This is a genomic window from Shewanella alkalitolerans (assembly GCF_019457575.1).
Taxonomy (GTDB): Bacteria; Pseudomonadota; Gammaproteobacteria; order Enterobacterales; family Shewanellaceae; genus Shewanella; species Shewanella loihica.
Genome location: NZ_CP080422.1, coordinates 764,409 through 784,730, shown reverse-complemented (window position 1 = coordinate 784,730; position 20,322 = coordinate 764,409). Strand labels below are relative to the sequence as shown.

Annotated in this window: 19 protein-coding genes; 7 read left to right on the top strand and 12 right to left on the bottom strand. The window is 56.0% G+C overall.

Annotation, left to right across the window (positions count from 1 at the left end; translation table 11 throughout):
- Window positions 1-177 precede the first annotated feature (177 nt).
- From K0J45_RS03530 to K0J45_RS03515, 4 genes are all read right to left on the bottom strand, one after another.
- On the bottom strand, window positions 178-1,104 hold the full coding sequence (locus K0J45_RS03530; protein WP_220044271.1) for a hypothetical protein: 927 nt from the start codon (window positions 1,102-1,104) through the stop codon (window positions 178-180).
- 4 nt (window positions 1,105-1,108) lie between these two features.
- Window positions 1,109-2,242 (bottom strand): AI-2E family transporter, encoded by a 1,134-nt coding sequence (locus K0J45_RS03525; protein ID WP_220044269.1) that lies wholly within the window; start codon window positions 2,240-2,242, stop codon window positions 1,109-1,111.
- A 189-nt stretch (window positions 2,243-2,431) separates the two neighbouring features.
- On the bottom strand, window positions 2,432-3,511 hold the full coding sequence (locus K0J45_RS03520) for an endonuclease/exonuclease/phosphatase family protein (RefSeq protein WP_220044268.1): 1,080 nt from the start codon (window positions 3,509-3,511) through the stop codon (window positions 2,432-2,434).
- A 174-nt stretch (window positions 3,512-3,685) separates the two neighbouring features.
- Window positions 3,686-4,516 carry a hypothetical protein gene (locus K0J45_RS03515; protein ID WP_220044267.1) on the bottom strand — a complete coding sequence of 277 codons (831 nt, stop codon included), beginning with the start codon at window positions 4,514-4,516 and terminating at the stop codon, window positions 3,686-3,688.
- A gap of 304 nt (window positions 4,517-4,820) precedes the next feature.
- On the opposite strand from K0J45_RS03515, the gene nfsB reads away from it, so the two are divergent.
- From nfsB to K0J45_RS03500, 3 genes are all read left to right on the top strand, one after another.
- Window positions 4,821-5,474 carry an oxygen-insensitive NAD(P)H nitroreductase gene (nfsB, locus tag K0J45_RS03510; protein ID WP_220044266.1) on the top strand — a complete coding sequence of 218 codons (654 nt, stop codon included), beginning with the start codon at window positions 4,821-4,823 and terminating at the stop codon, window positions 5,472-5,474.
- A 162-nt stretch (window positions 5,475-5,636) separates the two neighbouring features.
- Window positions 5,637-6,296: a DNA-J related domain-containing protein gene (locus K0J45_RS03505; protein ID WP_011864493.1), complete on the top strand. Its 660-nt coding sequence runs from the start codon at window positions 5,637-5,639 to the stop codon at window positions 6,294-6,296.
- Window positions 6,297-6,480: 184 nt separating this feature from the next.
- On the top strand, window positions 6,481-7,143 hold the full coding sequence (locus K0J45_RS03500) for a thiol:disulfide interchange protein DsbA/DsbL (RefSeq protein WP_220044265.1): 663 nt from the start codon (window positions 6,481-6,483) through the stop codon (window positions 7,141-7,143).
- 88 nt (window positions 7,144-7,231) lie between these two features.
- Here K0J45_RS03500 and K0J45_RS03495 read toward each other — a convergent pair whose 3' ends face one another.
- On the bottom strand, window positions 7,232-7,939 hold the full coding sequence (locus K0J45_RS03495; RefSeq protein WP_220044264.1) for a DUF4328 domain-containing protein: 708 nt from the start codon (window positions 7,937-7,939) through the stop codon (window positions 7,232-7,234).
- A 66-nt stretch (window positions 7,940-8,005) separates the two neighbouring features.
- Window positions 8,006-8,413: a hypothetical protein gene (locus K0J45_RS03490; protein ID WP_220044263.1), complete on the bottom strand. Its 408-nt coding sequence runs from the start codon at window positions 8,411-8,413 to the stop codon at window positions 8,006-8,008.
- Window positions 8,414-8,911: 498 nt separating this feature from the next.
- Here K0J45_RS03490 and K0J45_RS03485 point away from each other — a divergent pair, with 498 nt between their 5' ends.
- The gene (locus K0J45_RS03485) at window positions 8,912-9,874 is read left to right on the top strand and encodes an HlyD family secretion protein (protein WP_258406757.1); all 963 of its coding nucleotides are present in this window, start codon (window positions 8,912-8,914) and stop codon (window positions 9,872-9,874) included.
- Window positions 9,864-10,967: a DUF2955 domain-containing protein gene (locus tag K0J45_RS03480; RefSeq protein WP_220044261.1), complete on the top strand. Its 1,104-nt coding sequence runs from the start codon at window positions 9,864-9,866 to the stop codon at window positions 10,965-10,967. Before K0J45_RS03485 ends, K0J45_RS03480 begins: the two co-directional genes overlap by 11 nt.
- 76 nt (window positions 10,968-11,043) lie before the next feature.
- On the opposite strand, the gene K0J45_RS03475 is transcribed toward K0J45_RS03480, so the two are convergent.
- Window positions 11,044-12,123, bottom strand: a complete 1,080-nt coding sequence (locus tag K0J45_RS03475; RefSeq protein WP_220044260.1) for a linear amide C-N hydrolase — start codon at window positions 12,121-12,123, stop codon at window positions 11,044-11,046.
- A 109-nt stretch (window positions 12,124-12,232) separates the two neighbouring features.
- Here K0J45_RS03475 and K0J45_RS03470 point away from each other — a divergent pair, with 109 nt between their 5' ends.
- Window positions 12,233-13,105 carry a LysR family transcriptional regulator gene (locus K0J45_RS03470; RefSeq protein ID WP_220044259.1) on the top strand — a complete coding sequence of 291 codons (873 nt, stop codon included), beginning with the start codon at window positions 12,233-12,235 and terminating at the stop codon, window positions 13,103-13,105.
- Between the two features lie 78 nt (window positions 13,106-13,183).
- Here K0J45_RS03470 and K0J45_RS03465 read toward each other — a convergent pair whose 3' ends face one another.
- The 5 genes from K0J45_RS03465 to K0J45_RS03445 form a co-directional block, all read right to left on the bottom strand.
- On the bottom strand, window positions 13,184-13,708 hold the full coding sequence (locus K0J45_RS03465; RefSeq protein ID WP_220044258.1) for a cytochrome b/b6 domain-containing protein: 525 nt from the start codon (window positions 13,706-13,708) through the stop codon (window positions 13,184-13,186).
- A 64-nt stretch (window positions 13,709-13,772) separates the two neighbouring features.
- The gene (hemG, locus tag K0J45_RS03460; protein ID WP_220044257.1) at window positions 13,773-14,294 is read right to left on the bottom strand and encodes a menaquinone-dependent protoporphyrinogen IX dehydrogenase; all 522 of its coding nucleotides are present in this window, start codon (window positions 14,292-14,294) and stop codon (window positions 13,773-13,775) included.
- A 195-nt stretch (window positions 14,295-14,489) separates the two neighbouring features.
- Window positions 14,490-16,121, bottom strand: coding sequence for a di-heme oxidoredictase family protein (locus tag K0J45_RS03455; RefSeq protein ID WP_220044255.1), 1,632 nt, complete (start codon window positions 16,119-16,121; stop codon window positions 14,490-14,492).
- 114 nt (window positions 16,122-16,235) lie between these two features.
- Window positions 16,236-17,384, bottom strand: coding sequence for an imelysin family protein (locus K0J45_RS03450; protein ID WP_220044253.1), 1,149 nt, complete (start codon window positions 17,382-17,384; stop codon window positions 16,236-16,238).
- 33 nt (window positions 17,385-17,417) lie between these two features.
- Window positions 17,418-18,863 (bottom strand): porin family protein, encoded by a 1,446-nt coding sequence (locus K0J45_RS03445; RefSeq protein ID WP_220044252.1) that lies wholly within the window; start codon window positions 18,861-18,863, stop codon window positions 17,418-17,420.
- Window positions 18,864-19,065: 202 nt separating this feature from the next.
- Here K0J45_RS03445 and K0J45_RS03440 point away from each other — a divergent pair, with 202 nt between their 5' ends.
- Window positions 19,066-20,232, top strand: a complete 1,167-nt coding sequence (locus K0J45_RS03440) for an MFS transporter (RefSeq protein WP_220044251.1) — start codon at window positions 19,066-19,068, stop codon at window positions 20,230-20,232.
- The last annotated feature ends 90 nt before the right edge of the window (window positions 20,233-20,322 follow it).

Genomic DNA, 20,322 nt, shown 5'->3' with positions numbered 1-20,322 from the left:
CCTCATACTCGAGGTACCTGGTTCGATAACCTAGCTGAGCATAAGGCGTACCAATCCATGAGAAAGCCACTCAAGTGGTTCAATCGGCAGGGGTTGTTAATATGATTTAGCGGTGCTTAGCAGAGGGGAAAGCTCAGGCGGCGCCAAGAAAATGCGCTTTGCAATGCAAAACGCCTCCTAATCCTCGGCCTTCACCAGATGCAGCCGGCTAAGGTCCTTGTTCCACAACTGGATGATCTTGCGGGTCTTGTCCTTGTTCCAGAAGCATTTGCCGAAGAGGATGATGCCTGCCCCGTCGAGATCCTCCCGCTGCTGGATATCGTATTTCTTACACAGCTCATCCTTCACCTCCTCGATGGGGATGCCCACATCCTTACAGTCGGCGGGATTGAGCCAGAGCAGCGCCTTGTCGGCGTGGGAGATGGTGCCCCAATACATGCGTGGCGCGTGACGCTCGTTGGGCTCGGCCTCGGCAAAGTTGACGAACAGGTTCTTGGCCCGCCAGCGATACTTGTCGTCGGTATAGACCCAGAGATCTGAGCTGGCCAGATCGCTGCCCCGCAGCAGGCTGTGGAGAAGTTTCTGTAGCCCCTGGGTGGCTATCTTAGGTTCTGTTTCCCTCTTCGGCGAGTGCCCAGATTCGGTTTTAGTCTCGGCTTTAGACTCGGCGTTAACATGATAACTCCCCTTGGGGCTCTGTACGCCATCCACCGGCTCTTGTTTGGCCTGAGCTTGTTTGGCCTGAGCTTGTTCGGCCTGAGCCTGCTGCGCTGGTTGACTCTTACGCCTGGACGGCATGCTGAAGTCTATCTTCAGGGCGTCACTCTCCAGCAGCTGCTGATTCACCTCCAGGGCATCTTGCTCCTCCTGTTTGCGACTGGCCGAGGGATTAAACTCGCTGCAGTCCATCTGATGATAGCGAGAGCCGAAACAGGCGGCCTTGCCGTCACGCGAGGCCTTGCGAAAATAGGCCTTGCCGTCACACACGGGGCAATAGAGCTGCTGGCGCAGCGCCTCTATCTCTTGCTCGCTGAGGCGCTGAAAGGTAAATACCGAATAGGTTTTCTCGACCTGGCCCTCGACCCGGCAGACGGCATCCAGCATAGACCTACTCCGCCGTCTCGGCGTCGCGCTGTGACTCAGGCGTCTCCGCCTGAGCCAACACCGCCTCGGGCTCACCGCCATTTAGCCAGGCGATGAAGAGTTCATACCAGATGGCCAGCACCACGGCGCCCAGGAAGAGGCCGATGATCCCGGCAAACAGCATGCCGCCGATGGCACCTATCAGTATCACTGGCATGGGCACATCCACGCCCCGGCCCATCAAGATAGGCTTGAGGATATTGTCAGAGATGCCTCCAAGGAAGATCCACACGCTGAAGATGGTTGCCGAGGTACCCTCCATGGAGGAGTAGGCATAGCCAATAAGGGGCAGCACTATGATCAGCGCCGGCAGTTGGGCGATCCCCAGAAACAGGGCCACCAAGGTGAGCAGTCCGGCGGCGGGCAGGCCGAAGACAAACAGGGCCGAGCCGATCAGCATGGCCTGGATGAAGGCCACACCGACCACCCCGAGGAGCACACTGCGTATGGTGGCGGCTGTCAGACTGGTCCAGGCGTGGGCATTGGGGCCTACAGCCCGCACCGCCACTTTACTCATGGCAGCGGCGCACTGCTCTGAGTTCGCCATGAAGCCGGCCGCGATCAGCAGCGAGATGATAAACATCACCAGGGTGGCCAGGCTACTGCCTATCACTCCGGCCAGCGCCGAGAAGCCCGCCTTGATCTCCGGCAGGAAGTGCAATATCGCCTTCTCCAGGTTGCTGGCGATGTTATGCCACACCTCAAACAGGCGCTCGCCTATGATGGGAATTTCCGCCACCCGCTGGGTCGGCTCTGGCAGGTGGATCTCGCCGCTCTGCAGCACCTTAAGGGTGTTGGATACCCCCTCGAAGATGGAGCCCGAGACCACCACGAAAGGGGTCACCAACAGGGCGATCCCCACCAGGGCGATAAGGGTCGCTGCCAGGCCACGACGACCCTTTAACATGCGCTCCAGCCTGTGGGTTAACGGCATCAGGGCGACGGCGATGATGGCGCCCCACAGGGCCGGCACGATAAAGGGCCGCACTATGTCGTAGGTCCAGATCACTAAGATGGCGAGTAGGCCGATGCGAATCGCCGACTCCGTCATATTACCGATAAACTCTTTGCGCTGCTGCGCCTTGGCTTCATTGTCCATAACTTTCCCTTCCCAGCGTGTGTAAGTGCGTACCGATAACCCGACTAAGGCCCAAAGCGTTAAACGCTAAACTAGAATCTTTGCTTTAGGCCTCACCACCTAGTCTGAGCAAAATATAGCCGATAGTGTTAATTAATCCCACAAGTAAAACAAGAATATAGCCCACATTTTGCCTCTTTGGACCTCGCCCTATTCCCTGATCTTGAGGCTGACCATCACGGGGGCGTGATCTGTGCTGTGGCTGTCGCGATCATATTGCGGATTGATCAGGTGGCTATCATAGGTGTGATACTGACTCACCTGTGCCAGACACTGATGATTATGGGGATCGAACTCGATGGAGAGCAGGATATAGTCGATCACCTCGCCGCGATTAAGATGATAGTGGGTCGGGACCCGCGCCACCGACGCTGGGCTGTACTCGGAGCGCTCATGAAGCAGGTAGGCATCCTGCAGGCGATAGTCCTGAAACGCCTCCTCACCCAAGCCCCCAAGCAGGCGACTATCCTCGCTCACCAGCGCCGACAACACGCCACCGGCCAGGCTATCGTTAAAGTCGCCCATCAGGATCACAGGGTAGCGGGTATCAATACGGCGCCTGGCGATGGCGACTCGCAGCAGACTCGCCTCACTGCCGCGTATCAGCGATGAAGCCCACTTGGCCGCCGCCTCGATGGCAAACAGGGCTCCACGCTTCTCAATGGTCAGGCCATCGCTCTGAGCCCCCATTGCGGCAGGCTCGCTCCCGGGGTCTGGGGTCATTGCCTGCTCAGGCTCAAACTGAGCCCGCTTGGACTTAAAATGCACCAGATAACAGTCGCAGGGGCCAAGATGCGGCAGCGCTATGGTCGCCCTCAAGGGCAGGCGGCTGTATTGAAAACCAGGGGCAATACCCATGAGGCTGGCGACCGTTTGATCGATATCGCATGCCTCATAGCTAAGGATGGGGTACTTGCTGGCCAGGGCCAACACTGGGTGGCGATAGATGAAGTCGTCGCTGACCTCGGGCGTGTCGACGGTGACAAAATAGGGATAGCCTGCCTCGGCCAGCAGGGCCTGCAATGCGTCTATCGAAAACACCTCCTGAAAGCCGATGACGCAGGGGTCATGGCTCGCCAGGTAGCGCCTTATCCAGTCACATTTCTGCTGCCACTGGGCCTGAGTGTAGATGTTATTAAAATCGTAATAGGCGTCGGGCGGCGCGATGAAGTTGTACAAATTGAAACTGGCGATTCGTATCTGGCCCGCCGCTGCTGACGTTTGGGTCACGTCCCCTCCTCTAAGCCTCTACTAACTGCCAAATCTATACAAACGGCCAAACCTATACTAACGGCCAAACCTATACTAGCGGCAAAGCCCTTACTCGCGGCAAAGCCATCATGAGTAGAAAAGCCCTGCCGCTAGCACAGTTACGCATATCTCCTGTCTCACGCGCAGCCAGGCTTAACCCCAGGGCATGTCGAAATAGACTCTGACGAAGAGATCTTTGTTCCAGGGCAGGATCGGCAAATAGTCCGGCGAGTCCACGGGCACCCTGGCATAGGGATCCAGATTATACTCGTTATATTTCACGCTGAAGACGAGCTGACTCTTAGAGGACCAATGGTCGGCATCATAGCTGAGGCGCGCCTCCAGCTGGTTCTCCAGCCAATCGCTGCCATCGTGCCACTGCTGCGCCGCCAGGCTCAGATCGAAATCTTTGCCCAGGGCAAACTGGGTCACCGCGGCCAGCGTATAGGCGCCTGTCTTATTCTGGAAATCTTCCCTGTCATAGCCACGCATGCGCGGCACATCGTCGTCGATCTCCAGGAAGTAGTAACCGCCTCCCAGCTTAACGTCGGCCTGAAAACCCTCTCTCTGATAGCCATAACCCAGGGCCGGAAACAGCCTGACCTGTTTCTCCACCGAGCTGACGGTATTACGCTTGCCCCCCAGGCTTATGTCCCAAAAGAGGCGAGAATGCTGGGATAGCGAGAAGAGGTCGCCACTGGCACTGTAGTAAGAGCTAAACCAGACGGGAATATGGTCGGGGTCGAGCTCGTCCACATCATGATCCACGAAGATATTCAGCTCGCCGGTAAGCTTGATCTCACTCTCGGTAAGATGAGTCAGGCCAATACTCACTCCCGCGCCTAAGGTGTGGGAGTCGGCCTCATCCACATAGTAGTCGTGTCCGCCTATGCCCAGGCGCCAGTCCAAGGCCATGGCGGGCGCACTCAACAATGCCCCCATCAGGGGCCAGGCGATGATGGATGAATCGATTCGAAAAGCCATGTTTTCTTCTCCGGCGTAGGCGAGTCGGGCGGAGCGCTCGACTCAAGATGACAGCTCTGAAAGTTAAGCATAAATCATCTTTTTTGTCAGGTAATTAGCTTCACTTATGCGACTGTTATCCGTTGAGCAATCGCTAAGGGTTATGCCTCGCGATCATAATGGCCTCTGCAGACTGGCGACCGCCTATTATCAATATATTTTTGAAAGTATATGTGACTTTCCTCTGTTTTTATCGGTGAAAGAGTCACGTAGAATCAGCCTCACTCTCGACATAAAGAATCGACTCAATTACAGGATGCTTGTCATGCAACAACTCAGTTTCTACACCAATAAGCGCTACACCACTAAGGCATTCGACCCAAGCCGCAAGATCGCCGACGACAAGATCGAGGAGATCAAGCAGCTGCTTCGCATGAGCCCATCGTCGACCAACTCACAGCCTTGGCACTTCGTCCTCGCCTCGACCGAGGAAGGTAAGGCGCAGATCGCCGAGGCCACCAGCGACTTCGCCTTCAACACCGCCAAGATCCTCAACGCCTCCCACGTGCTGGTGCTCTGCACTAAGACCAACATGGATGAGGCCCACCTATTAAAGGTACTCGAGCAGGAAGATGCGGATGGCCGTTTCGCCGACGAAGCCGCCAAACAGGGCCAGCACAACGGACGTTCCTTCTTCGCCAACATGCACAGAATCGAGCTGAAAGACAGCCAGCACTGGATGGAGAAGCAGGTCTACTTGGCGCTGGGCACCCTGCTGCTGGGCGCCAGCCTGCTGGACATCGACGCTACACCAATCGAAGGCTTCAACGCCACTAAGCTCAACCAGGTGTTGGAGCTGCCGGCCAAAGGCTACGCCGCCTCTGTGGTGGTGGCCCTGGGTTATCACAGCGAGGATGACTTTAATGCCAAGCTGCCTAAGTCGCGCCTGCCTATCGAGACGCTCTTCACCGAGATCTAAGCGTCTCAACTCATGATCTGCCATAGGGCGATGCATATGCCATGCATCGCCTTTTCATTGGTTGCAGGCCCGACAAGCCCAGGCTTAACCAATAAGACTTGCGTTCTATTTTCTCCATTGTCATAGTAGAAATTATCGCCAGTCACGGATGAGACTCTCTGTATGCTTCTTGCCAAATCGACCCCGACAGCCGCCAGGCTGCAAGACGCCTCATCGTCCAGCCAATGCTTCGCCATCAAAGGCGATAACCCGCTCATCTGGCCGCTTCTCACCCTGCTGCAGCGCAGCAACCGTAGCTGGAAGGTGCATCACCTGGCCGCCGCCCTACAAGAGAAAGGCCTGATGCGCGCGCTGGACACAGACCCACAGAAGGCCCTGTTTAAGCAGAACTTCCTGCTGATGAACGCCCTGTTCGAGTTACAGGCCATGCTACTGCCCGGCAGCTACCTGCAGGTCAGGGCGATGGAGATACAGATCTTTCGCATCCCTCCCAGCAATTTAGATAGCCAGCTGAGTCAGGATGACGCCCTAAGAAGCTACTATCAGGACTGGCAGCACTACGACACCTGCCCGGATATCATTCAGGAGATGCTGGAATCCTTCTGGCAGCGCTATGAGGACTATATCGGCACCAGCCACAACGCCCTGCCCAAGCGTCAGGCGCTGGAGGTGTTCGAGCTGCCCCAAGACGCCAGCGACAGAGAGATACGCAAGCAGTGGCGAAAATTGGCCCTGCAATGGCACCCCGACCGTGACGGCGGCGACGCCACTCAATTTAAGCGGGTCTGCGAGGCCTGGCAGACACTGAGAGAGTCGCGCTAGCCCCGTCACAGATCCGCCCTTTCTACCGACAGACAATACTCAGAACTTCAGCTCAGGTCACACTCTGGCCCCTGTTTCTCACCACGCCTTCAGTCATAATTAAGCTTTGGCATTTAGGCTAACCCTATTGTCGATTGACGTTAGCCATTGATTGCACAACGACGCTATCAATTTAAGGATCATCATGATTAAACATATCGCACTCGCCCTGACCCTAGCCGTGGCGCCGCTCACCAGTTTTGCCGCCCAGTTTGTCGAGGGGCAACACTTCATGACGGTGTCTGACAAGGCCCCCAGTGCCAGCCCTAAGCTGACCGAGTTCTACTCCTTCTACTGCCACAACTGCTTCAACATGGAGACTCAGTTCCTGGGAGACATCAAGGCTAACCTGGACAAGCGAGTGAGCTTCGACAGCAAGCATGTGGACTTCATGAACTCAGACATAGGCACAGAGGTAATGCGCTCACTTGGGGTGATCCAGGAGCTGGGCGTCGAAGACAAGATGGTCCACGCCATGTTTAGCGCCATTCAGGGCGAGCAAGGCGGCCACGGACACAGCCATGATCATGACCATAGCGCCCATGAGAAACCTGCTATTAATACCCGCGACGACATCAAGAAGGTGTTCGCCGATCAGGGGATCGATATCAGCAAGTATGACGAGATCGCCGATGGTAAGACGGTCAGTGGCAAGCTCGACCTGTGGCGCGCCCAGCAACGTGAGTTCCGCATTCAGAGTGTGCCCACCTTTATCGTTAACGATAAGTACGCGGTCAACCTAAGCCAGATCCGCACCCTGGGTGAGCTGATCGATCTAATCAACTACCTGGCCGTCGAGCACAAATAAGCTTGGCAAAATGACATAAGAAAGGCGCCCTACGGCGCCTTTTTTGTTTCTCGTTGTTATTAATCGCACTGGCTTTAACCTTGTGGCGTTAGCCGACAACCACCTGATGCGCCCCCTGATAGGCCTGCTGCTCCCCCCGCGCCAACGCCTCGGTCTGTGCCCGGTAAATAGTGTTAATCACACTTAGGGTAGCGAAGGCCAATAAGATAGTGGAAACCTCTGATACTTGAGCTAGCATGTTGAGATTAATGAAATCTTGTAACTCCTCTGCCTTATCTGTTAATCGATATACCACCTGACCCAGGGCATTACTGACGATCCATAGTAGCCACCACAGGCTGATGCTGGAGTTGAAGCCGCTCAAACTCCAGTTCTCGGGATCATGGCTCGCCTGCCAGATCTCATTCATCGCCTGATAGGGTTTCCAGATGCAGAAGATGGGAATGAAAAAATAGCCGATGGACCAGCCAGGAGTGAAGTTCATATCAGTGGCGCCCAGCTGACGCGCGTTGAAGTTCGCCCTGTATATCCACTTGAGGATCAGGACGCCCGAGGCAATAAAGACCAATAGATAGAGCACACCCACCACGAGCTGACGCATATCGTTGGCCTCACCATCGGCAACCGCCTGGGCCTCTGAGATGTAGTCCCCCGAGATATAGTCCATCAGCAGCTGATACTCCAGATAGTTGGAGCCGATGGCAATTAGCGCAACCACTATCTGGGCATATAGCATGTAGCGTACCCAGTGGGTTAACTGCGTCGCGTCTTTAAACTTAAAGATATTCCCTGACATTTTGATTTTCCTATTATTATTTCTGGCATTATCCGTTTACTAAAGCGCTAATTGTAAGGCACCAGCTCAAGGCGTCGTGCGATGCACCAGGCTTGAGGCCGCTTCATCCTCAGGGACGCACTTGAAATGCACCTCCCCTTCCTGCATATGTTTAGTTTCATATTCTGATTCGGTGCGGCTCACGCCCAAGACTGATACAGAGGAAGATTTCTTGGTTTGGTCGATGGCTTCACCCGTCATCTCGATATTTTCAGAGATGATGTCGTAACTCAGTCCCTTATCACTACATATCTTATTCATGAATCCTTTAGAGGTTTTCACCACCTGTGTCTTACTGGGGTGGGCAACAAACACCTTATAGGTTCCATCGGCTAGCTCGATCACCTCGGGCATAGGAGGGATACCGTTAAGGGAGGCCTGGCAGCCGCCAAGGCCGATTAGAAACAGCAAATTCACCTTGCTCAATCTAGGCATATCTAATTAATCCTTTAATTTTTTTAGCGAAAAACATTAGGCAATGTCGGTAAATCTAGACTGCTGAAGGAGTGTATTTGCCAGGAGAGATCCCAGATGCCTTCCATGAATTGACCCATTCCCTGCACGCACCGACGAAGACGTTTATCCGCTCGCCATGGCGATACGCTCCCAAGCTAACATACTCGCAATGCTCTGCAAAGCAGGCTATGCCTAGCTCTGCTCTTAGCCCTTCACAATAAGCTTGCCAAGACCTAGGCTAAATCAGGCTAGCCCACTTTCCCCGCCTTTTTAGATACCTAGGTCATAGAAACACCACTAAAACGAGACTTGTTACTTGCTGGTAACAGGATCGAGGTTTACCATGAAACAATCTCTATTCATCGAGGCGAAGGCATGTCTGCTGCGGAACAATCATCACGGAAAATGAGTTTTTACATCATAGGCTTAATCTTAGCGGTCTGGCTCTATAGCCTTTGGGCCGACAGGGTAACGCCCATGACGAGCGATGCCAGGGTGCATGCCTATCTGGTAAGGGTGGCCTCAGAGGTCGCCGGTAACATCACAGAGGTGAGCGTCAGAGATAACCAGATCGTCGAGGCCGGCGAGCCCCTGTTTCAGATCGATCCGCGCAACTATCGTCTCGCCCTGCAATCGGCTCAGGCCAATCTGTCGCTGGCGGGGCAGAATATCGGTGCCAGCACGGCGGCGGTAGAGGTGGCTCAGGCTAAGGTGGTAGATGCCATCGCGGCGCGCAACAACGCTAAGGAGCAGGCCGCGCGCGTCAGCGAGCTGGCCGGACAGGGAGTACTCAGCCAGGCAGAGCTGGATAACGCCATCGAGGCCAGAGACAGAACCCAGGCGAATCTCGAAGCGGCCGAGGCCTCGTTAGTGCAGGCCAGACAGGCCCTGGGCCCGGCGGGTCAGGACAATCCGCAGATCCTCGCGGCCATGGCAAACCTGGAGAAGGCTCAGCTGGATCTGCAAAAGACTCAGGTCAAGGCCCCTTCTAAGGGCGTGGTCACCAACCTTCAGCTCACCCTGGGACAGCGCGCCAACGTCGGCTCGCCCATGTTGACCTTTATCGATCCAAGGGGCGTGTGGATCTCGGCCCTGGTCAGAGAAAACTCGCTGGAACATATCAAGGTGGGCAACAAGGTGGAGATAGTCCTCGACGCCCTGCCGGGACGAGTGCTAGAAGGCAAGGTCGACAGCATAGGCTGGGGCACGGGCGGCAGCAACAATATCGACCAGAATACAGGTTTTCTCACCGCAGACAGCAACGGCATCAAGGCCCAGCGCTACCCGGTCAACATAGTCTTCACCGGCACCAAGCCGCCAGGCAATATTCGCTACGGCTCTCAGGCCACAGTGGCCTTCTACACAGAACAGAGCAGCATAGGCGAGTTCCTGGCCGGCATCTGGATGCAGATAGTGAGTATCTGGACCTATGTTTCATAGCCCAGCCAACCCTATCATACGCCTGGTATTCGGCCCGCTAGCGCTGCTGTTTTACCTCTGGTCCCAGGCGGCGCCGCTAGCCATATTGGCGCCCATGTTCATGGTGATCTTTCTCACCCTGATGCCCTCGCGTCCGCCCCTGAGCCTGATGCTCAAGCTGCTGCTGATCGTCCTGTTTGTCAGCCTGGGGCTGGTGTTTATCGGCGGACTCTTGCTGGACTCCCCCAGCGGTTACCTGTTGTTCTGCTGGTCGCTACTGTTTTGGAGTTTCTATCGCAGCCACAACGACGGCAAAGATCTGCTCGCCACTCTGATGCTGATCGTGGTGATCATCATGACCATCATGAGTAAGCAGATGCAGGCGCCCATCGAGGTGCTGCCCTGGTTGTTGATGAAATCGGCGGTGCTGGCACTGATCCTCACCTATCTGAGTTTCCTGCTGTTTCCCGGCGACGAGCAAGACATACTGCCCGATGAGACCCAGGCCGATGGCAGCAGCACCCATATGGGCACCATCTTATTTAAGACCACCGCCATGACCATAGTACTCGCGGCGCTGATCGGCATCGGCAGCTCCCAGAGCATGCTGATTGCTATCACCATAGGCAGCATGATCAAGCTGGCGGATCCCAAGGAGCATAAGAGCTTCAAGCAGAATCGTCTGATCACCACGGCCATAGGTATCCTCTTCACCTTCCCCGTGATGTTGACCTTTGCCTTTGGTCTGCCGACCTGGGTAGTGTTGGGAATGGCCATCTTCTGCGGCCTGCAACTGGCGGGCTTTGCCATCAGGCGAGCCACTCCCCAGGCCATCTATCAGCTGCTGTTTACCAACTTTGTGGTGCTTGTGTATCAAATCATCACCCACATAGGATCCGATGCCCTCTATGCCCAGCTGGTGCGCCTTATCTCTATCAGTATCGCCATTATTATTGGTGGCCTGCTGCTCAGCCTGCTGCACCATGAGATGGGATCAACCGATAAAACGGAATTGACTGATGAGACGGGCACGGATGATGAGAAGCGCTCAGAGGAGGCGCCTAGCAATGCCCCCGCAAAGGAACCTGAGGCGGCCGCCCAAGCTGGCAACTAGCCATAGGAGCAGATAAAAAAAAGCGCGGCCTAAGCCGCGCTTTTTTAAACCCATTTTGTTAAGGCATTCGCCTAGCTTACATCTTAGACCAGGTGATGGTCTGAGCGCCTTTATCTACCTGAGCCATGATATCGGCATGCATTGGCGTCTTGAACTGCTTGGTGTCTTCCAGGTTAAACTTGACCTCCTTGCCACTCATCAGGCTGCGGAACCAGATATCACCGTTATCCAGGTTGTACTGCATGCTGAAGAAGCTTGGGTAGTCTTCGCCCGTCTTAGGGTCCTGCACACCAAATGGCACCAGCGCCGCCGCATCGAAGGTGCCCTTCTGACGAGCAACTGTCTCTGTGTAGCTCAGCCCTTCTAAGTCCATGTGAGTCGACATGGCCAGCAGGCGTGAGTTACGCTCCAGGCCGCCTATGCTCCAAGGCATCTTAGTAGCAACGCTAGGATCCTTAAGGTCGAACTGCTGCATATACTCTCTGTGCTTCTCCTGCAGCGGGTCGTTAGTCTTGACACGCAGATCCGATTCGGCATCACCCAGATAGATTTTCTGCTCACCGCCCTTCACCAGTTGGATAAGCATAATGTTACCGTCGGCATCGACCACAGAGTAGTGCAGTGGCGCAGCGTGCTCCATACCATTTGGCGCAGAGGCCCAGGCGATTTGGAACTCACCATTATCCAGGGCCGCTTTCACCTCGGCGGTGGTGGCATAACGCTCGGTGATAAAGCTCACTACGTCGGCGGTATTAACCGCTGGCGCGCCATTATCTTTGTGCTGGCTCAGATAAGGCTCGCTGTCATGCTGAGATAGTGCCATCACGCTGAGTCCCTTCTCGTTAGAAGTCTGACCCGACAAGCCACTGAAGGCGCCATGCTCTTCGATAGAGAGAGTGTGGTACTTAGTCTGCCACTTAGTCATGGCCTGCTGGTACTCGGCAACTTGACCGCGCATGGTGCGCTCGGTGCCGACTGGGAAGACAGACATGTGACCGTCGAAGGGGGCAGTGCTCACCCAGTCTGCGGTACGCATTAACATAGTGCCGTATTGGGTCTCTGTCACCAGACGAGAACAGGCTTCGGCGTTTATGGCGGCGCCCATAGTAGTGGCAAATAGGGCTGCGATAGTGGTGCTTAGTAGTACTTTTTTCATGGTAACAATCTCCGTAACTAAGGATGTTGATTCGTTGACGGGTTAATCGTACCAAAGGCGAAAAAAGTGCTACGCTAAGAACTATCAACCTAAAGTTAAAGGTTCGCCGATGATCATCACCACAGAGAGATTGCAATACATTGTGTCCGTAGCCCAGCTTGGCAGCTTTTCCGGCGCCGCCAAGGAGCTGGGGGTCAGCGTCGCCGCGGTCAACAAGGCGATACAACATCTGGAGTTTGATCTGGAGCTGACCCTGTTCGAGCGCCATGGCGGTAAGAAACCACAGCTCACCCAGGAGGGCAAACGCCTCTATGTGAAGGCGCTGGAGATACTGCCCAAGCTTATCGCCATGGAGCGCCAGGCACAGATGATGAGCGAAGGGATAGAGAGCCAGCTCTCCATCTGCCTGCATCCCTACACCTGTTACCCCGAATACACCCGGCTCATCGGCGAGCTGGCGGCGCGCTACCCAGATCTGGAAATCAACATAGTCGAGGCGGAGACCCTGGACTGGCAGAATCTTCAGTGCGATATCATCATCGCACCCAATCGCCTGGCAAACCTCAGGGGGGTCAACATACAAACCATCAGCCGTATTAAATGGCTGCTGGTGAGTGCCCCCCAGCATCCACTGGCACAGCTAAGGAGTGCCCCCGAACTGGAAGACTTCGATCACCATCACCAATTGATGCCGCCTGCGGGCAACATCATACTGCCCCATTACCTCGAGGTGATGCGCTACTCCAGCAAGCTGGTGACCGTCGAGCGTTTCTATCAGCTGCGGGAGCTACTGTTGGCGGGCTGTGGTTTTGCCATGTATCCACAGGCGCTCGCCCAGCCGCTCATCGAGGAGGGCAAGCTTAAGGATCTGAACTTCGATTATGGTAAGCAGGGCAATCACTGGCCCATAGATCTCATCTGGCAGGAGGGACTGGGCCAGGCGGGCAACTGGTTTATCGAGCAGTTGGTCGATGAGGAGTGATCAACTCTGACCTTGTCTTGCGGTGCTTAAACTCTCGCGGGCGCTAACACTTGCCTAACTCTAACCTAGAGCCCTGGCCTAGCGGCGAATAAAGTCCAGCAGGTGCGACAGGGCAAACAGGGCGTGGATCACCATGAAGACGATGAAACCGTGGGCCAGGCTGTGATGATAGCTACGCCAGTTGAGGGCCTCGCTGCTGCCTTGGGTGATAAACCACATCAGGCCGGTAACGGATACCGCCACAAACAGCAGCATGCCTATCCCCTCGACCACGCTAAACAGGCCGCGGCCACCGGCCAGGGGCAACTTGCCACGCTTCAGGCCGCATACATCGTTACTCAGCTGAGTAAAGTCGCCCACCAGATAGGGAAAATATTGTCGCCACTGACCGCGCATCAGGTTGATCGCCAACATGGTGACCGAGAAGATCCCCGCCAGCAGCCCAAGGTAGACATGCAGGATATCCCAGACCGAGGCGTTGGCCCGCAGCGCCCGCCCCATCATGAGCCAGCCGCTGGTGCCCACCAGAAACAGGGTTAACAGGATGACAAACAGATGCTGATAGGTCTCCAGCACCTCGCGCAGCTTGGTCAGTGTCTTCATCTTGCTGTCCTCTTGATATGACTCACGCTATGTTGACGCTTGAACTTTACGAAAGCGCGCAATACTAGAGCGCATCGACCTGCTGGGCATAGTGCTTCACCTTGTCCCAGTCGGTGTACTCGACCTTGGTATCCGGCGCAGTCGGCCCCTTAGTGATCCACATGATGAAACGTATGATGTTGCGATCCAGGGCGTTATAACCCTGATAATCCAGGTTACCGCCAAACACCGCTAAGAGCTTTGGCTGCCAGGGCGACTTAGCCAGAAACGCCTGCATGTACGGGTTGGTCTCCGGGGTATTCTTGGCGAGCTTTCGCGCCACTAAGCTTACCGAAAAGAAACTGCTGGCCTTCTCCTGCAGCACCTTGATGTTCTCGCGAATGAAGTCATACACCCTGGGATTGTGCTTGCCGTGACGAATGCTAGCGCCCAGGACTATCTTATCGAACCCTTCCAGGGCTGGCGGGTTGTCTATGCTGGCGCAGGTGACGCTATGTTCCAGCGCCTCGAGCTCGCGCTGCATAAAATCGCACAGCTTACGGGTCTGCCCATGCACACTGGAATAGATGATTAATATTTTGCTCACGAAGGCCCCTAAGTCGACTTAATTCTTGCTATAGCACCATGATAGGGGAAATCGGGCAATATTTAATTGAAACAGATCACGAGGACTAAGGGCAAAATCCGGCTTAAGTTTACCGAGGTCACAAATTGCCTTCTAGATATATTTTGTCATAAAAAAGCGCGGCCTAGGCCGCGCTCCTCATCGTCTTTCTTACCCTTAGAGGGACATCACGAAAGCCAGCAGTTGCGAGCGCTCCGCTTGGGTCAGGGCCATGAACTTATCGGTACTGGCCTGGGCCTCGCCGCCATGCCAGAGGATCGCCTCCTCCACACTCGCCGCGCGGCCATCGTGCAAGAAGCCCGCCTGGGGATTGACCGTCTGGGTCAGGCCTATGCCCCACAGCGGTCGAGTGCGCCACTCACTGCCGCTGGCCAGGAAGTCGGGACGAGCATCACTCAGGCCTTCCCCCATGTCATGGAGCAACATATCGCTGAAGGGATAGATGGTCTGCCCCTTGAGGGCATCTATCATGGGCAGGCCGCCAATCTCACCGCTAGTCTTGGTGACAAACTTGGGCTGGTGACAGCCGCTGCAGTTGACCTGTTCAAACAGTCGCGCCCCTTCCCTCACCTTAACATCATCCACCTGGCGCCTCGCTGGCACCGCCAGGGTCTCGGCGTAAAAGACCACGTCGTCGCTAAACTCGGCGCTCGCCTCTGGCTCACCGTCGACGCCGCTGCCGGTATCGATAAACCCAGTGCGGGTTAGGTAACTGTCATGCATGCTGGTGCCCGCTATGCTCTCCTCGGGAAACAGGGGGTTGGTGATCCCTATATCGCCGCGCAGCGCGCCCAATGACTGCACCCGTACGCTGGGAGTGTTGGCCTTCCAGCCGAAACGTCCCAAAGAGACGGGATGGCTCTCGCCGCGCTGCGCCTTGACGGCGTCGAACACATAGTTTGCCCGTCCTGAGATGCCATCGCCGTCGGCATCGTTTTCATCCACCAGCGCCAGAATACTCGCCTCGGGAATCGCCTCCAGCAGCCCAAGACCAAACACAGGCATGCCGTTACGCCAGCCCATCAAGACATCGCCCTGCAAAAGCTCAGAGGTGACGTTGCTGCTGTTGAGGCTCTCACCCGGCGCATCGAAGGGATTTTCCACCGCAAACAGTGGCCTTTTGAGCGTCACCTCAGTGCCGTCGGGATAGGTTACCGTCTTTAGCTCGTAGGAGAGGTAGACATCCGCCTGACCGCCGAACAGGTTCTGCTGCCAGTCTTCCCTGGCCTTAAGCACCCCGCGGTGAAACAGCTGAGTGCCGAAGTTGGGCACAGGAATAGGCGCGCAGTAGTTGTTCTCAGGCGTACCTTGCAGGCAGGGCTGATCCGGGGCCTTGCTGATACGCAGGAAGATCCCCGCCTCGGAGCCGAGCTTAATGCGCGCTTGCCCTGCGGGCACTATGGGCGTCGAGTTACGACCGTCACGCTGATGGCAGGAGTTACAGTCGGCGTTGTTGAACACTGGCCCCAGGCCATCGAGTTCGGGATGATCCTCGTTGGGCGCCGTGGTAAAGGCGGTCTCAAAATTCAGGTCACCGCTTAGGTGCTGGGCGAGCTGCGCCTGGTTGAGATTCAGCGCCGGCGTCGAGTAGCCGTGGCCCGAACTCGAGGCATCGAAGGTGGTGGTGTCACCGCCCAATGCCGTCACCTGGGTATAGTCGGGATACTGCTTCTCGGGCTCTGGCACTTCTATCTCATCACCCGAGCCGCCACAGCCGGTCAAGGCCAATGTCTGTGCCAGGGTCAAGGCCGCCAACAGGGCGGAGGGTTTGGTTAAGCAATTCATCATCTTTATCACACTTTATTGCAGTCGGGCTAAATGGGCCTCTTGCCATTTAGCCTTTGTTTTTATGAGGTTATATAGAAAAGAAAAAGAGAGCCTGGGCTCTCTTCTTAACTGGCCTTATACCTTCCACTCTTTGAGTAGCGGCAACACCTGATTTTCCAGGCTCGCCTGCAGGGTAGCCAGGGCATCGACCGCCTTCTGGATGCGCTCGCGGCCCGCCTCATCTTTTATCGCCTGACGGAACGGCATCTTGTCTGTGCCTTCGATGGCGCGGATCTGCAAGATGGCAGCGTCTATCTCGGCGGCGACCCGGCTAGCCAGCTCGCTGTCGGCGGCGCGCACGAAGTCGATGATCCCCTGCTTGTCGGCCTCGCCGGTGAACTCGCCCTGATAGACGTTGCGCACCCCTATGATGTTGTCGCTAAAGTCGGTCAGCGAGTTCCAAGAGTATTGCGACTCCACCTTTGAGGTGTCGGCGCTGGCCAGCGAGCCGCCGAAGGGGTCGGCGATCTTACCGTTACCCACCTCGTCGACTATGCCGATCATCCCCTTGATCAGCTCCTCCAACACGCCCACCTGCGAGCTGTAGAAGGTGTTGCCATCGACGCCCGGCGATTTCAGCAACTCGCCATAGGCCTTGCCACTCTGGCCGTCATGGCTGACCAGCCAAGCATCGGCCAGCTGTTTGGTGTAGTCGCGAAACACCTCGGCCAGTCCCATGAGATAGTCGCGCTCATTGGCGGTCAGCTCGTCGATCTGCTTGACGTTGTCGTCTATGCCGTCACCGAACAGCAGAAACTCCATGGTGTGGAAGCCCTGCACGTCATCGTTCCAGCCCTTGATGGTCTCGGCATCGAAGCCGCTGCTGTTGATTAAAACCGTCTTAAGATCTGTGGTGTTCAGCGGCCAGCTATCCAGGTGTGGGTCGATCCCCAGAGAGTCTACCGGGCCGAAGATGTGTGACTCGCCCTGCTCCCAGGGCTGACGGGCCGCCTTCCAGGCCGACTGCGCCGCCTCAAGATTTGCCTGGGTCGGAGTGGCAACCAGGGTCTGGGTAGCCTGCAGCAGCGCCTCACCGCGATCCGCCAATGTGCTGTAACCCTTGACGATCACCTCGTCGCTCAGGTTGACGATCAGGGCGTCGGCATCGAAACTAAAACCTGTTTCGGGCACCACCACCTCGGGCTCATCGCTGCCCGAACCACCACAGGCCGCCAGGGCCGAAATCAGTGCCAATGCGATCGCGCCATATTTAAATTGTTTCATCTGTCTCTCCATAAAAATCAAAGTTGTCGGCCATTAGAGCGAGAATTGATAGCCCACGCCCAGGGCAAAGAAATGGGTATCCGGGATGGCAGCCACCGCCACCTGATGCAGGCCGCCCTCGGCCTTGATCACTATCTCGGGGATCGGCGAGTAGTTGATGCCGACACTGGTCCAGGTGTTCTCATAACGCTTGGTGGCCGTACCGGTTTCCACCTCGCTCAGCGGGTTGGCGTAATCCAGGTTGGCAAACACAGTCAGCGGCACAGAGAAGAAGTGGTTGAGATCCAACCCCGCCTCGACGAAGAAGGACTCTGCCTTGCTGCCCAGCTGGGCGAAGTTACCCGGCTTGAGGCCTGGGGTGGTCTTGTTGGCCTGAGTGATCGCATCGGCATCATCCAGGGTGCCCTGTAGGTACTGTCCGCGCAGTATCCAGGGGCCGTCCACATAAGCACCGGACAGCGCCAGCAGGCTCACGCTGCCGTCACCGGCCAGCTTGTTGCTCTTGTGGCGATTACCGCTGGTGTTGCCATAGTAGTAGGCGGCGCCCAGGGCCAGGCCTGGCTGCTTGAAGCTGCCGTAATCCAGGCGCAGCACATAGGCCAGCTCGTCGGCATTGACGTGCTCGAAGCGCTTCTGATGGCCCGAAGCTATCCAGTCGTAAGTGCGGAAATACTCAGAGTTGAGGCCGCTAACTATTTGAGCCTGATAATGAAAATCTCCCAGGTCGCCGAAGATGCCGATACCCGTCTCGTTCCACACGGCAGGCAACATGGCCGCCTCGCTGCGGTGACGCAGTACGGTCAGGTATTGGTTAGGCTTGTGCAGCACACTGGAAAGCCCCACGGGCAGGTGTATGTTACCGAACTTGATGCCGAAGGCCTTACTCGGGCGATACCTGAGCTGGGCCTTCTCGATCATCACCTCGCCGCCGGCTTCGACCTCCGACTCAAACTCGCCGAACTCGTCGAAACCGTCATATTCCAGAGCGCTGCCCGTGCCGCCATGTTCATATTCGATCTCCACCTCCATGTCCCACTCGTCGTTGAACTGATAGCCAAATTCGGTGACGATCCGCTCCAGATCCAGACGGCCGCGACGCTCGGGCGAGGTGTCCTGCACGTTATCGAAATACTCGTCGCTGGTGTAATTCATGCTACCGTAGGATTCAAACTTGAACCGGCTCCAGGGGCTGTTAGCGACCTCCAGGGCAACCTGCTCCTGTACCGCCTTGGTCAGCACCTGCCGGTCAATCTGTTGCTCGGCCTGTTTCTCTGCCTGTTTGTCGGCCTGCTGCGCCTTAAGCTGGGCCAGCTCCTTTTTCAGCTGGATAAGCGCCTGCTCCTGCCTGGCGATCGACTCGGCTAAGGTCGCGGTATTGGTGGCGGTATTGGTTGTGTTATTTAGTTGAGTGTCGGCATAGGCATTGCCCGCCAGCAAGCCAGCGATAGCCATCCCTAAGGTGGTTAATTTCAGTGTCATCTTCTCTCCATGCTGAATAAACAGCATCCCCCATTAAATTGCGGGCACAATATTTCAAATGAGAATAATTTGCATTACAATTTACATTTGTTAATAACAAATTGATGACAAAGCATGCTAGGGCGTAATGATTGAAACCAGTTTGTGCCGCCCAAGCTATGGGGTAGACTGATCGCCCCGGGAAAGACTGGAAGCCAATGGAATGTTAAAGAAGAACCCCCAAACCCTCTTACTGCTGATGACCTTCGTGATGTCCTTGGTGTTTTCTGTGTGGCAGGTGCTGCTGAATAACTTCGTCATCGAGCGGGCCAGCTTTACCGGCGCCGAGATAGGCATATTACAGAGTCTGCGCGAGGTACCCGGATTTCTGGCCTTTACCGCCATCTTCATCTTACTGCTGCTCAGGGAACAGACCTTCGCCCTGGTCTCCCTCGCCCTGCTGACCATAGGGGTGGGCATTACAGGCTTCTTCCCTCAGGTGCTGGGCCTCTACCTGACCACCATACTCATGTCGGTGGGCTTTCACTACTACGAGACCATCAATCAGTCCCTCACCCTGCAGTGGGTCGACAAGGCCGACACCGCGGGCTTCATGGGCAAGGCGCTGGCCTGGCGCTCGGCGGCGGCCCTCACAGGCTATGGCAGCATCTGGGTGGTGATGACCTATTTACAGCTAGATTATCAGTGGATGTACGCCATCATAGGTGGACTCGGGCTGCTGATGGTGATCGCCCTGACCCTCTATTTCCCGCAGTTTCCCCAGGGCGAGGTGCAGCACAAGAAGGTGATCCTCAGACGACGCTACTGGCTCTACTACCTGCTGACCTTTTTCTCCGGCGCGCGCCGACAGATCTTCATGGTGTTTGCCGGCTTCATGATGGTGGAGAAGTTTGGTTATAGCGTCAGCCAGATCACTGCCCTCTTCCTGATCAACTATGTGGTCAACCTGCTGTTCGCCCCCGCCATTGGCCGCTTTATCGGCCGCATCGGCGAGCGCAACGCCCTGATGATAGAGTATGTGGGTCTGATAGTGATCTTCACCAGCTACGCCTTCGTCCAGCAGGCCGAGATGGCGGCGGTGCTCTATGTGCTGGATCATCTACTGTTTGCCATGGCCATCGCCATCAAGACCTATTTCCAGAAGATCGCCGAGCCCAAGGATATCGCCGCCACCATGTCGGTCAGCTTCACCATCAACCATATCGCGGCCGTGGTGATCCCAGCGCTGCTGGGGATGCTCTGGCTCTACTCCAATAAGTGGGTGTTCTTTATCGGGGCAGGCTTCGCCCTCTGCTCACTGGTGCTAGCCTTCAACATTCCGCGCCATCCGGCCCAGGACAAGCATGTCAACTGGCCGGCCAACGCCTGAAGCTAGGGGTTGGAGCTAGGGCCTAGGGCGAAATTCAGATAGAATCGGACGATAAAGCAACACAAGATAAGATTATTCACAAGAAAAGAT